The 11,891-nt window shown below is 64.2% G+C and carries 13 protein-coding genes; 1 reads left to right on the top strand and 12 read right to left on the bottom strand.

The genetic code is table 11. The annotated features are described in order from the left end of the window. Positions 1-2: 2 nt before the first annotated feature. The 8 genes from JQ627_RS07450 to adh form a co-directional block, all read right to left on the bottom strand. Positions 3-236 (bottom strand): hypothetical protein, encoded by a 234-nt coding sequence (locus JQ627_RS07450; RefSeq protein ID WP_212483532.1) that lies wholly within the window; start codon positions 234-236, stop codon positions 3-5. An 8-nt stretch (positions 237-244) separates the two neighbouring features. Further along, entirely contained in the window at positions 245-1,594 is a 1,350-nt protein-coding gene (locus JQ627_RS07445) for a pyruvate dehydrogenase complex dihydrolipoamide acetyltransferase (RefSeq protein WP_212483530.1), read from the bottom strand. Positions 1,595-1,656: 62 nt separating this feature from the next. Continuing rightward, entirely contained in the window at positions 1,657-2,109 is a 453-nt protein-coding gene (locus JQ627_RS07440; protein ID WP_212483528.1) for a nucleoside deaminase, read from the bottom strand. Positions 2,110-2,111: 2 nt separating this feature from the next. Further along, entirely contained in the window at positions 2,112-2,414 is a 303-nt protein-coding gene (locus tag JQ627_RS07435) for a DUF5076 domain-containing protein (protein WP_092181243.1), read from the bottom strand. Positions 2,415-2,417: 3 nt separating this feature from the next. Continuing rightward, positions 2,418-3,806, bottom strand: a complete 1,389-nt coding sequence (locus tag JQ627_RS07430; protein ID WP_212483526.1) for a pyruvate dehydrogenase complex E1 component subunit beta — start codon at positions 3,804-3,806, stop codon at positions 2,418-2,420. A 29-nt stretch (positions 3,807-3,835) separates the two neighbouring features. Next, positions 3,836-4,858 carry a pyruvate dehydrogenase (acetyl-transferring) E1 component subunit alpha gene (pdhA, locus tag JQ627_RS07425; RefSeq protein ID WP_212483524.1) on the bottom strand — a complete coding sequence of 341 codons (1,023 nt, stop codon included), beginning with the start codon at positions 4,856-4,858 and terminating at the stop codon, positions 3,836-3,838. A 255-nt stretch (positions 4,859-5,113) separates the two neighbouring features. Next, complete coding sequence (locus tag JQ627_RS07420) at positions 5,114-6,493, bottom strand: glycerophosphodiester phosphodiesterase family protein (protein WP_249142941.1); 1,380 nt, start codon at positions 6,491-6,493, stop codon at positions 5,114-5,116. A 145-nt stretch (positions 6,494-6,638) separates the two neighbouring features. Beyond that, on the bottom strand, positions 6,639-8,156 hold the full coding sequence (gene adh / locus JQ627_RS07415) for an aldehyde dehydrogenase (RefSeq protein ID WP_212483523.1): 1,518 nt from the start codon (positions 8,154-8,156) through the stop codon (positions 6,639-6,641). On the opposite strand from adh, the gene JQ627_RS07410 reads away from it, so the two are divergent. Further along, positions 8,149-8,418, top strand: a complete 270-nt coding sequence (locus JQ627_RS07410; protein ID WP_212483521.1) for a hypothetical protein — start codon at positions 8,149-8,151, stop codon at positions 8,416-8,418. The genes adh and JQ627_RS07410 overlap by 8 nt on opposite strands. A 9-nt stretch (positions 8,419-8,427) precedes the next feature. Here JQ627_RS07410 and JQ627_RS07405 read toward each other — a convergent pair whose 3' ends face one another. The 4 genes from JQ627_RS07405 to JQ627_RS07390 all read right to left on the bottom strand — a co-directional run bounded on the left by JQ627_RS07405 (position 8,428) and on the right by JQ627_RS07390 (position 11,851). Next, on the bottom strand, positions 8,428-9,387 hold the full coding sequence (locus JQ627_RS07405; RefSeq protein WP_212483519.1) for a GAF domain-containing protein: 960 nt from the start codon (positions 9,385-9,387) through the stop codon (positions 8,428-8,430). 213 nt (positions 9,388-9,600) lie between these two features. Further along, the gene (locus tag JQ627_RS07400) at positions 9,601-9,918 is read right to left on the bottom strand and encodes a septum formation initiator family protein (protein ID WP_212483517.1); all 318 of its coding nucleotides are present in this window, start codon (positions 9,916-9,918) and stop codon (positions 9,601-9,603) included. Between the two features lie 197 nt (positions 9,919-10,115). Next, positions 10,116-10,667 (bottom strand): NADPH-dependent FMN reductase, encoded by a 552-nt coding sequence (locus JQ627_RS07395; protein ID WP_212483515.1) that lies wholly within the window; start codon positions 10,665-10,667, stop codon positions 10,116-10,118. 188 nt (positions 10,668-10,855) lie between these two features. Then, complete coding sequence (locus JQ627_RS07390; protein ID WP_212483513.1) at positions 10,856-11,851, bottom strand: MBL fold metallo-hydrolase; 996 nt, start codon at positions 11,849-11,851, stop codon at positions 10,856-10,858. Positions 11,852-11,891 lie beyond the last annotated feature (40 nt).

The following is an 11,891-nucleotide window of genomic DNA, read 5'->3' as shown; positions in this document are numbered from 1 at the left end:
ACTCAAGCGGTCGTTGCGCCGCGGGCGCGGCGATTGAGGATGTAGGTTCTGATCAGCCATTCCAGGAGAATGACCGCCGCCATGACGGCGAAGATGGTGAGCGCGATCGGCGCCCAGATGTTGCGCGACAGCGCTTCACCGGCGAAGAAGGCTGATACAACGATGTCGCGGCCGAGCGGGCTGAGCGTCGCGACCAGCGAGATCAGCATCGAGATCCAGGGCCAGCGCGTCGTCATGCGCCATCTCAGACCATCATCATGACGGGATTTTCGATCAGCTGCTTGAATGCGCCGATCAGCTCGGCGCCGAGCGCGCCGTCGATGGCGCGGTGATCGCACGAGAGCGTCACGCTCATCATGTGCGCGATCTCGATCTTGCCGCCGCGCACCACGGGGCGCTCCTCGCTGGTGCCGACCGCGAGGATCGTCGCGTGCGGCGGGTTGATCACGGCGGTGAAGTGGCTGATGCCGAACATGCCGAGGTTGGAGACGGCCGTGGTGCCGCCCTGGTATTCCTCGGGCTTCAGCTTGCGCGAGCGGGCGCGTGAGGCGAAATCCTTCATCTCATTGGAGATGGTGGAGAGCGTCTTGGTCTCGGCCTTGCGGATGATCGGCGTGATCAGGCCGCCCGGCATCGCCACGGCGACGCCGACGTCGGAATGATGGTGCTTGACCATGCCGGACTCGGTCCAGCTCACATTGCAGTTCGGGATCTTCTGGAGCGCAACGGCCATCGCCTTGATGACGAAGTCGTTGACCGAGATCTTGTAGAGCGGCTTCTTCTCCTTGTCCTTGGGAGCAGCCGCATTGATCTCCTCGCGCGCGGCGAGCAGCTTGCCGATGTCGCAGTCGATGGTCAGATAGAAGTGCGGGACGTTCTGGATCGACGCGGTCAGGCGCTGCGCAATCGTGCGGCGCATGCCGTCATGCGGGACGATGTCGTAGGAGCCGGGCTCGAACAGCGACAGGATCTGCTTGTCCGACATGGTCGGCGCGATCGAGGGCGCGCCGGACGGCGCAGCGGCAGGCGCCTTCAGGCCCTTGCCGGACTTGGCCTGCTCGACGTCGCGCGCGACGACACGACCGTGCGGGCCGGTACCTGTCACCATCGACACATCGATGCCGGCGTCCTTGGCGAGACGGCGCGCGAGCGGCGATGAGAACACGCGGCCGCCATGGCCGTTGCTCTGCGCGGCTGGTGCGGCAGGCTGCGGCGCTGGTGCGGCGGCGGGGGGCGGAGCGGCCTTGGGCGCTGCAGGTGCGGGCGCCGGCGCAGCAGCGGGAGCCTCGGCGGCTTTCGGGGGCGCAGCCGAGGCACTGGGCTTCGCGGCACCAGCCGCCTTCACGTCCTCGCCCTCGCCGGCCAGCACCGCGATCACGTCGTTGACCGGGACGTCCTGCGTCCCCTCGGGCACGAGGATCTTGGCAATCGTGCCTTCGTCGATGGCCTCGACCTCCATGGTGGCCTTGTCGGTCTCGATCTCGGCGATGACGTCGCCGGACTTGACCTTGTCGCCTTCCTTCTTCAGCCACTTGGCGAGGTTGCCCTTCTCCATCGTCGGCGAGAGAGCGGGCATCAGGATGTTGATGGGCATGCTGACCTCAAGAAGAACTTTGCAAAACGTCGTCTCCAAAAGCGAAGACGAACAGACCAGGTTTAGTTGCCGATGTCGCCCTGCCACAGGCGCTCATTGGCAGGATTGGAACGCCAGTTCTTCATCATGGTGATGGAGCGGTCGTCCGCAATATCGATCCAGGGGATGCCGAACTTGTCGAGGATGTCCTTGGAGCCCGGGAAGGTGACGGATTCCCCGATCACCACCAGTTGGACCTTGAACAGAGCGAGTGCGCCGGCGCACATCGAGCATGGCGACAGCGTGGTGTACATGACGGTGTCGTGGAACGAGATCACGCCGGCTTCGCGCAGGCAGCTCATCTCGCCGTGCAGGATGACGTTCTTTTCCTGCACGCGGTTGTTGTGACCGCGGGCGATGATCTCATTGCCGCGCGTCAGCACGGCGCCGATCGGCAGGCCGCCCTGCGCGATCGAAGCCTCCGCCTCGCGGATCGCCTCCAGCATGAAATCGAAATGATGGGCTTCGATCGCCACGGTCAGTGTCCCTTGCCGCGCGGCGTCGTGGTGCCGGTGTCTGTAGGACGCTCGATCTCGGCCTGGAACATCTCGAGGATCCGGTTCAGCGCGTCTTCCTCGGTGTATTCGCTCTCGCGCGCATACGCGCGCGCGGCGTGACGGGCGAGATCGACCAGCAGCAGGCCCCACATGTCGGGCTCCTCGAAGGCCCGCTGGAACGCCATCGACAGCCCGCCGTCCAGCACAAACACGCGCAGGATCTCGACCGCATCTTCGCGGGTCATGACGTCGGGCGGCAGTGGCTGCTCCTTCGGGCCCGCCATGGTCTACCTGTAGCAGACGGCTTTGGCGGCCTCGACCACTTCAGCCGCCGAGGGCAGCGCCAGCTTCTCCAGGTTCGCGGCATAGGGCATCGGCACGTCCTTGCCGGAGACGCGTGTCACAGGCGCATCCAGATAGTCGAAGGCGTTTTCCATGATGCGGGCGGCGATCTCGGCGCCGACGCCGCTCTGCGCCCAGCCCTCTTCCACCGTGACGGCGCGGCCGGTCTTCTTGACGGAGTTGATGATGGTCTCGGTGTCCATCGGGCGCAGCGTGCGCAGGTCGATCACCTCGGCCTCGATGCCCTCTTTGGCGAGCTCGTCGGCCGCCTTGAGCGCATAGGTCATGCCGTTCGACCAGGAGACGATGGTGACGTGGCTGCCGGAGCGCACGATGCGCGCCTTGCCGATCGGGATCACGAAATCGTCGAGCTTCGGCACTTCGCCGGTGTGGCCGTACAACACCTCGTTCTCGAGGAAGATCACCGGGTTGGGATCGCGGATCGCGGCCTTGAGCAGGCCCTTGTAATCGGCGGCCGAGAACGGCGCGACGACCTTCAGGCCCGGGATGTTCGAATACCAGGACGAGTAGTCCTGGCTGTGCTGGGCGGCGACGCGTGCAGCCGCACCGTTCGGCCCGCGGAACACGATCGAGCAGCCCATTTGGCCGCCGGACATGTACAGAGTCTTGGCCGCCGAGTTGATGATCTGGTCGATCGCCTGCATGGCGAAATTGAAGGTCATGAACTCGACGATCGGCTTCAGCCCGGTCATGGCGGCACCGACGCCGACGCCGGCAAAACCGTGTTCGGTGATCGGAGTGTCGATGACGCGCTTGGCGCCGAACTCCTGGAGCAGGCCCTGCGTTACCTTGTAGGCGCCCTGGTATTCGGCGACCTCTTCGCCCATCACGAAGACGTCGGCGTCGCGGCGCATCTCTTCGGCCATCGCGTCGCGCAGCGCTTCGCGGATGGTCTGCGTCACCATCTCGGTGCCGGCGGGCACTTCGGGATCGGGTTCGGCGACGGCCTGCGGTGCGGGCGCAGCCTTCGGCGCGGGTGCCTCGGCTTTCGCAGCAGCGGGCGGCGCAGACTCCGCGGTCTTCTCCTGCTTGGCGGGCGCAGGCGCCTTGGCGAGATCAGCAGCGCTCTCGCCGTCGGCGAGAATGGTCGCGATCGGCGTGTTCACCGCGACGTCGGCTGTACCCTCGGGGATCAGGATCTTGCCGAGCGTCCCCTCGTCGGTCGCCTCGACCTCCATCGTCGCCTTGTCGGTCTCGATCTCGGCGATGACGTCGCCGGACTTGATCGTCTCGCCCTCTTTCTTCAGCCACTTGGCAAGGTTGCCCTTCTCCATCGTGGGCGACAACGCGGGCATCAGCACTTGAATTGGCATATCGACTCCAAAAGAAAGCTTGCGCGCGTTCAGCGGTAAACGTCGGTCCAGAGCTCGGCGGCTTCCGGCTCGGGATCATGCTGGGCAAAGTCGGCGGACGCGTTGACGATGTCGCGCACCTCGGCGTCGATCGCCTTCAGGTCCTGCTCGCTGACCTTGGCCGCGAGCAGTCGGTTGCGCACCTGCTCGATCGGGTCCTGGTCGTGGCGGACTTTCTCGACCTCCTCACGCGTGCGGTATTTTGCAGGATCAGACATCGAGTGGCCGCGATACCTGTAGGTCTGCATCTCCAGGATCATCGGGCCCTTGCCGGCGCGGCACCAGGCGACAGCTTCGTCACCGGCGGCCTTCACGGCGCGGACGTCCATGCCGTCGACTTGCAGGCCGGGGATGTTGAAGGACGCGCCGCGCTTGGAGAAATCCTGCTGGGCGGAAGCGCGCGAGACCGCGGTGCCCATGGCGTAGCGGTTGTTCTCGATGACGTAGATCACCGGCAGCTTCCAGAGCTCCGCCATGTTGAAGCTCTCGTAGACCTGGCCCTGGTTGGCCGCGCCGTCGCCGAAATAGGTGACGCTGACATTATCGTTGCCACGATAATGGTTGGCAAAGGCCAGACCCGTGCCGAGCGAGACCTGGGCGCCGACAATGCCGTGGCCGCCGTAGAAGTGCTTCTCCTTGCTGAACATGTGCATGGAGCCGCCCTTGCCCTTGGAATAGCCGCCACGCCGGCCGGTGAGCTCGGCCATGACGCCGTTGGCCTCCATGCCGGTGGCAAGCATATGACCGTGATCGCGATAGCCGGTGATGACCTGATCGCCCTGCTTCAGGGCCATCTGCATGCCGACCACCACGGCTTCCTGGCCGATATAAAGGTGGCAGAAGCCGCCGATCGCGCCCATGCCGTAGAGCTGGCCAGCCTTTTCCTCGAACCGCCGGATCAGGAGCATGTCGCGGAGCGCCTTGAGCTCCTGCTCCCTGGTGAATTCCGGGGGCGAACCGCCGTCGGTCTTGTCCTGTGCAGTGCTTGCGGCGGCTTTCTTGGGTGCGGCCATGGGAATTCCGGGTCAGAGAAAACTTCAGCCCTCTCTAACCCAACTCAAACGCCCTTGGAAAGCACCGCGGCAGCATGGCACGACTTTCATTATGCCGCACTGCAACGTGGCCGAAACTTTGCAAAACCTTTGGGCTTGATCAGGCAACTTTAGCTCACCCGCCAGCGACGGCGGCGAGTGCCGCCGACGGAATGAAATTCGGATACGTTGAGCGACGGGTCCAAGCCCCTGCGCGTGTCCGAATCGCCGTGCCGCCTACCAGCCCAGCTCACGCAAATACGCTGCGCGGGCGGCAACGCCGGTATGCGTGAAGTCGCTGAAGACCCCATCGACGCCAAGTCGGAAAAATTTGAGATATTCAAGGCTGGGATCGCCGCGATAGTCGGCAGCCAGATATTTCTTCTCGTTCCGGAACGTGAAGACATGCACGAACAGGCCGAGCTTGTGCGCGTCAGCGACAAGACTGGTTGGGTCCTGCGTCGATGCTTCCGGCGTCAATCCCTTGTAGGGCGTGCCGTCCGCATTTGCGTCCTTCCACGGCGCGATCTTGAGCGGAACGATATAGGCCTTCCACGGACCGATGCCGTCGGCATAGCTCTTGATCTCGGCAAGGCCCTCAGGGGTCAGCATCGCATCGTACAGTCGCGCATCGCCCGAAACCGTCCAGTCGAACGGACGCGAATTGGTGATATTGTTGAGCAGGACCTTGCCGGTCCTGAAGTCGATGCCATTCCCGTCGATGAGCTGGACCTGCCGCGTCTGAAGGCCGTGGCTGCGCATATATTTCAGGCTGCCGGGTTCGAAGCTCTGAACCAGGATGGGGGCGTCCTTGATGTTGAGGCCGTTGTCTTTGATGATCTTGATCAGGGCATCCTCGAGCGGGCGGCTGCCCGGCGCGCCGCAGCCATTGGCGATCGCCTGGGCGTTGTTCCAGGTCGGGTTCTTGGTTTCGGGGTAGACGAGGATGGAACGCCCGGTCTCCTTGCCCCTGGCCTTGGCGATGTCGATGACGTCCTGGAAGCTGATGATCGGGAGCTTGCCGTTGAAGACCTTTGGCCGCTCGTTGGCCGCGTCATAGGTGGTGCCCCCGATCAATTGCTTCAGCTCGGCCATGGTGAAATCGGTGATCGACCAGTCGTTGGTGTGGTCCTCGCCGTCCACGATCAATGACTTCAGCACCGATTTCGGATCAGCGGGATCGGTGAGATCCGTGAGGTAATCAGCAGGCGCGGTTGGGGACGCCGGCGCCTTGACGCGCACGCCGGGCACCGTGCGCTTGCGCGCGGCCACGGACGCATTGGTCTTCGCCACCTCGGCAATATTGGTGTTGTCGCTCAGCCAGGGATTATGGCGCACGACCAGGACGCAGTCCTTGGTCAGGTGCAAATCCTCCTCGAGCGCGTCGGTCCCCACAGCAGCCGCGAGATCGTAGGAGGCTTCGGTCTCCTCAGGCACCAGTCCCGGCAGGCCGCGATGTCCAAGGACGAGCGGTGCCTTTCCATCGACGGTCAAGAAGGGTTTTGCGGCTGATGGCGCGGGGCCGGTCTGTGCGAAGGCCATCGACAGCGGGAGCACCGCGGCACCGAACAGCATCGCTCCAATATACATTGTTCGTCGTGCTGGAATGTTCCGCATCGCCAAGCCTCCGTCTTGCCTGGCATTGCCTCGAACGCCAGCAGCGCCGAACCCGGATGGGCACGGCGCTGCCGTCTTGTCCGAAGACTCTGACAGATGGATGACGATCGAACGGGCGCTCGCTTCCGCCCGATCACATCTTCGATCAGAAGAAGCCGAGTTTCTTCGGGCTGTAGCTGACCAGGAGATTCTTGGTCTGCTGGTAGTGATCGAGCATCATCTTGTGGGTCTCGCGCCCGACGCCCGACTGCTTGTAGCCGCCGAAGGCCGCGTGGGCGGGATAGGCATGATAGCAGTTGGTCCAGACCCGGCCGGCCTGGATCGCCCGGCCGAAACGGTAGCAGCGATTGGCGTCGCGGCTCCAGACGCCGGCCCCCAAGCCATAGAGCGTGTCGTTGGCAATCGCGAGCGCCTCCTCGTCGGTCTTGAAGGTCGTGACCGAGACGACGGGGCCAAAAATTTCCTCCTGGAAGATTCGCATCTTGTTGTGGCCCTCGAACACCGTCGGCTGGACATAGAACCCGCCGGCAAGATCGCCCGCGAGCTCGGCACGTCCGCCGCCGGCCAGCACCTTCGCACCCTCCTGCTTGCCGATGTCGATATAGGAGAGGATCTTCGCGAGCTGCTCGCCCGATGCCTGCGCGCCGATCATGGTGTCGGCCTCGCGCGGGTCGCCCTGCTTGATCGCTGCGACGCGCCTGAGCGCCCGCTCCATGAAGCGGTCATAGATGTCGGCGTGGACCAGCGCCCGGCTCGGACAGGTGCAGACCTCGCCCTGGTTCAGCGCGAACATGACGAAGCCCTCGATCGCCTTGTCGAAGAAATCGTCGTCCTCGGCGGTGACGTCGTTGAAGAAGATGTTCGGCGACTTGCCGCCGAGCTCCAGCGTAACCGGAATGAGGTTCTGGCTGGCATATTGCATGATCAGCCGGCCCGTCGTGGTCTCGCCGGTGAAGGCGATTTTTGCGATCCGCGGACTGGACGCAAGCGGCTTGCCGGCTTCGAGGCCAAAACCGTTGACGATGTTGAGGACACCGGGCGGCAGCAGATCGCCGATGATCTCGGCCCAGACCATGATCGAAGCCGGCGTCTGCTCGGCGGGCTTGAGCACGACGCAATTGCCGGCTGCGAGCGCCGGCGCGAGCTTCCAGCAAGCCATCAGCAGCGGGAAGTTCCAGGGGATGATCTGGCCGACCACGCCGAGCGGTTCGTGGAAATGATAGGCGATGGTATCGTGGTCGATCTCGCCGATCGAGCCTTCCTGTGCGCGCACCACGCCCGCGAAATAGCGGAAGTGATCGATCGCAAGCGGCAGGTCGGCAGCACGGGTCTCGCGGATCGGTTTGCCATTGTCCCAGGTCTCGGCGATCGCAAGGCGCTCCAGATTCTCTTCCATGCGATCGGCGATCCGGTTCAGGACCGCAGCGCGCTCGGCGACGCTGGTGCGCCCCCAGGCGGCCTTGGCGGCATGCGCCGCATCGAGCGCGGCCTCGACGTCCTGCGCGTTGGAGCGCGCGATCTTGCAGACGATCTGGCCGTTCACCGGCGAGGCGTTGTCAAAGTACTTGCCGGAGATTGGGGCGACGAACTTGCCGCCGATGAAATTGTCATAGCGTTCGGCGAAGGGAACCTGGGTGACTCCGAGGAATTCCACCTTGTTCATTGATCACTCCCGATGTTTGCTGTTTGCGCAATTCGTCGCGTGGTCGCGACTTGTGTCGACGATGTCGCGGGAGCGTTTTTCTGTCAGCCCGGGCGTCAGCGATGGAGGAGCGGACCTGTCGCAGTTCTGCGACAGTTGCGGGCGAGACAAGTGCAAGATGGATGCTGGCGGCTTCCACATCGTCATCGCGAGCAGCGAAGCAATCCAGAATCCCTCCGCGGGGACATTTTGGATTGCTTCGTCGCTTCGCTCCTCGCAATGACGCTGGAGCTCAGTGGTTCAGCCCGAAGCGCTTGAGCTTTCTGTGCAGCGTGGCCCGGCTGACGCCGAGAGCCTTGGCGGCCGCCGAGACATTGCCGCCCGCGCGGAGCAGCGCGCGCTGCAACACCGCGCGCTGACCGCCGGCAAGGTGGTCGTGCGCGGTATCGCCGCCGAGGAGGTCTGCCGCGGGCACCGGCTGCAAGGGACGGCCGGGCGCAATCCCGAGTCCCACCCGCGCGGACCGGGTCGCGCCGATCACGAGATCATCTGCATCGACCGCGACGAGCCCGGTCGATTGGCCATCCGCGCCTTGCGTCAGCACGATGCGGGCATGGGCGAACGCCTTTCGAAACAAATCAGCCTCGATGCGCCTCGCCGCTTCGCCTGCCGCGAGCGCGATCAGGTTGGAGAATGCATCGGTGCGGTCGGCGCGGCAGGAAGAGACGTCGAGCACGCCGGCAAATGCCGCCTCATGGTCGTAGATCGGAACCGCAGTACAGCTCAGAAGCGTGTTGCGGGTGAAGAAATGCTGGTCGCGGTCGATCGTCAGCGGACGCTGCTCGACGACGCAGGTGCCGATGCCGTTGGTGCCTTCATGCTCCTCGCTCCAGAGCGCGCCGGTCCACAGCCCCCAGGATTGGAACGTTGCATCGTCCGCCAGTGTGCCGCGGCGGTCGACCGGTACGCCCTCGCCGTCGGCCAGCAGCACGCAGCAGCCGCTGGCACCGACCGCCTGATAGAGCCGGTCCATCGCGCCTTGCGCGGCGGCGAGCAGCGGCCCGATGCGCTCCCGCGCCTGACGCAACTCGGCTTCGGTCAGCCGCATCGGCGAGGTGCGGCCGGCGGGATCGAGATGATGCAAACGGGACGAACGGCGCCATGAAGCCACAAGCGCGGAGCGCGCGGCCTGGCCTGACGCAATGGCGGCCTCGACACGGGCCGCGTGATGCCGGGACATTGGCCCATTCATCACTGTTTCCTCCGGATGGCAGTCTAGGCTGTGCCGGCGTGGCCCGGTTGATCTGCGTCAACTTGGCGACAGTGGCAGAAGCCATGAGCCCCCTCCGGTGCCGCCGTCAAGCGGCAGCCCGGTTCCAAGCGTACGACTTTCGGTAGAATTGATACACGCCTGTCGGGTTTCGGCGGCGGCTTTCGATATCGGTTTCGAATGCAGCGGAAAGCGCTATTTCGCCGGGACCATACGAACGAGATCGTGCGGATTGACATAGTCGAGCTGGTAGCGCGCCCGCTCGTCCAGCATGTCCGGATCGATCCGCGACGTGCGCAGCAGCGAGACGCGCTGCTCACTCCGGGCACGCTCGCGCTTGAGCTGGGCGAGCTCGCTCGTCAGCGCGATGATCTCCTGGTCGAGTTCCTGGCGGGCGTTGAGGCCGTATTTGCCGGTGTAGGCGTTGACGCCGAAATAGCCGACGATGGCGACCGCCATCGCATAGAGGGCAAGGCCGGTCAGGATCGATTTCAGGCGCGCGCGGGAGACCATCCTCGGAAGATGGGACAGGTTGGTTAAGGGAGTGCTAATTGCTTCCCCCTTCGCGTTCCAATCCCTATCCCAGCCGTCATGCCCGGCCTTGTGCCGGGCATCCACGTTCTTCGTCACCCCGAGCCAAGACGTGGATGCCGGGACATCGAGCGCGAAGACGCGCTTCGCGCTTTTGCCCGGCCATCACGAAGAAAACCTCAGCCGTGGTGCTTGGCCACGTGCGCAGCAAACGCGTCGACATAGGCCTGGAGGACGGGCTTCAGAGATTCCTTGGTCAGGTTCCCCTCCGCATCGAAGGCGTCGCCGACCGCGTTCAGATAGGTCTCCGGCTGCTGCAGGATCGGGCCGGCAATGCCCGGCAGGATGTTCTGCAGCGTCTTGGCGGCGCTGACGCCGCCGAGCGGGCCCGGCGAGTTCGAGATGATGCCGACCGGCTTGCCGTTGAACGAGCTCTTGCCATAGGGGCGCGAAGCGACGTCGATGGCGTTCTTCAGCACGCCCGGGATGGCGCGGTTGTATTCGGGGGTGACGAAAATGACGCCGTCCGACTTCTGCAGCTTCTCGCGGAAGGCCAGCCAGTCCGCTGGCGGCGCGCCCTCAAGGTCCTGGTTGAAGAACGAGATGCCTGCCAGCGTGACGACCTCGAGCTTGAGCGAGGGCGGCGCGAGCTTTGCGAGCGCATTGGCGATCTTCAGCGAAAAGCTGTCCTTGCGCAGGCTGCCGGCGATCACGACGATATTGTAGGCCATGGATTGTCCTTGGGGGCTTGAGCGGAAGTTCCGGGGCGGCACTTAAGCGATCCCGGCCGATGGATGCAAGTGCATGCACCGGTCCCGTTTGGAAACGCTGAGTTTCTCGAAAGCAGATGGTCGCTACGATCCAAAAACAATCAGGCCGCCCGAAGGCGGCCTGAAGTTTCTCGCAACCCTGGCCCGGTTCAGATCGTCGGATTCCAGGCCGACGGAATCAGTCGGTATTTCGCGCCGTCCTTCTCGACATGCCCCACCGAGGGGAAGGTGAAGTGGAAGCCGATCACGGTCGCCTTCTCGGCCGCCGCCATGTCGTAGAATTTGTGGCGTGTCGCCTGCGCCAGCGCGGCGTCGTTGTCGAACGCCACGTGCCAATCCGGATTGCGCAGGAAGAACTCCGGAATGTTGGTGACGTCAGATTGGATCAGCACCTTTTTGTCGCCAGAGGCCACCGCGAACGAGGTATGACCGGGCGTATGGCCGGGCGTCGCGATCGAGGTGATGCCCGGGGCGACCTCCTTGCCCCACTCGTACTTCGTGATCTTGGATTCGAGGCCGGCAAAGGTCTTCTTCACGTTGGCGAAGTAGTTCTTCGTCATGTCGTTCGGAGCCTTGGCCGCGTTCTCGTCGCTCGCCCAGAACTCCCAATCCTTCGCCGGCACCATGATCTCCGCATTCGGGAACGCGAGCGCGCCATCGGCCAGACGGATGCCGTTGGTGTGATCAGGATGGAGATGCGACAGCAGCACGAGGTCGATGTTCTTCGGGTCGACGCCGGCGGCCTGGAGGTTTTGCAGCGTACGGCCGACCGCGCCCTTGCTCGGCTCGAGATTGGCAACGCCGTTGCCGGTGTCGATCAGGACCAGCTTGGAGCCGGTGTTGATGAGCTGCGGATTGAACGGCACCGTGACCATGCCCTTCGGCATGTACGCCGCCTCGCCCGCGGCCAGCGCTTCCTCCTTCGGCAGGTTGACCACGAACTTGTCCGGCATCGGGAAGGTGCGCGCGCCGTCGTTGATCGAGGTGCACTCGTAGCTGCCGACCTTGTAGCGATAGAAGCCCGGCGCCTGCGTCCCGCTTTGCGGCACCGAGGCACTGGCAGTGGTCGGTCCAAGCCCGGTTACGGCCGCCGCGCCAATAGCGGTCGCGCCCGCGAGCAGGTCGCGGCGATTCAGATCAGTCATGGAAGTGTCCCCTTCTATGCTTGCGGTTGCCCCGCTTCAA

It is taken from the genome of Bradyrhizobium liaoningense (assembly GCF_018130785.1).
Lineage (GTDB): Bacteria > Pseudomonadota > Alphaproteobacteria > Rhizobiales > Xanthobacteraceae > Bradyrhizobium > Bradyrhizobium liaoningense_A.
The sequence above is the reverse complement of the archived record's forward strand: the minus strand, read 5'-3'. Positions and strand labels throughout refer to the sequence as shown.

Coding starts and splice junctions, on each gene's coding strand:
- JQ627_RS07450 (WP_212483532.1), bottom strand. CDS start 236: ATGACGACGCGCTGGCCCTGGATCTCGATGCTGATCTCGCTGGTCGCG.
- JQ627_RS07445 (WP_212483530.1), bottom strand. CDS start 1,594: ATGCCCATCAACATCCTGATGCCCGCTCTCTCGCCGACGATGGAGAAG.
- JQ627_RS07435 (WP_092181243.1), bottom strand. CDS start 2,414: ATGGCGGGCCCGAAGGAGCAGCCACTGCCGCCCGACGTCATGACCCGC.
- JQ627_RS07430 (WP_212483526.1), bottom strand. CDS start 3,806: ATGCCAATTCAAGTGCTGATGCCCGCGTTGTCGCCCACGATGGAGAAG.
- pdhA (WP_212483524.1), bottom strand. CDS start 4,858: ATGGCCGCACCCAAGAAAGCCGCCGCAAGCACTGCACAGGACAAGACC.
- JQ627_RS07420 (WP_249142941.1), bottom strand. CDS start 6,493: ATGCGGAACATTCCAGCACGACGAACAATGTATATTGGAGCGATGCTG.
- adh (WP_212483523.1), bottom strand. CDS start 8,156: ATGAACAAGGTGGAATTCCTCGGAGTCACCCAGGTTCCCTTCGCCGAA.
- JQ627_RS07405 (WP_212483519.1), bottom strand. CDS start 9,387: ATGAATGGGCCAATGTCCCGGCATCACGCGGCCCGTGTCGAGGCCGCC.
- JQ627_RS07400 (WP_212483517.1), bottom strand. CDS start 9,918: ATGGTCTCCCGCGCGCGCCTGAAATCGATCCTGACCGGCCTTGCCCTC.
- JQ627_RS07395 (WP_212483515.1), bottom strand. CDS start 10,667: ATGGCCTACAATATCGTCGTGATCGCCGGCAGCCTGCGCAAGGACAGC.
- JQ627_RS07390 (WP_212483513.1), bottom strand. CDS start 11,851: ATGACTGATCTGAATCGCCGCGACCTGCTCGCGGGCGCGACCGCTATT.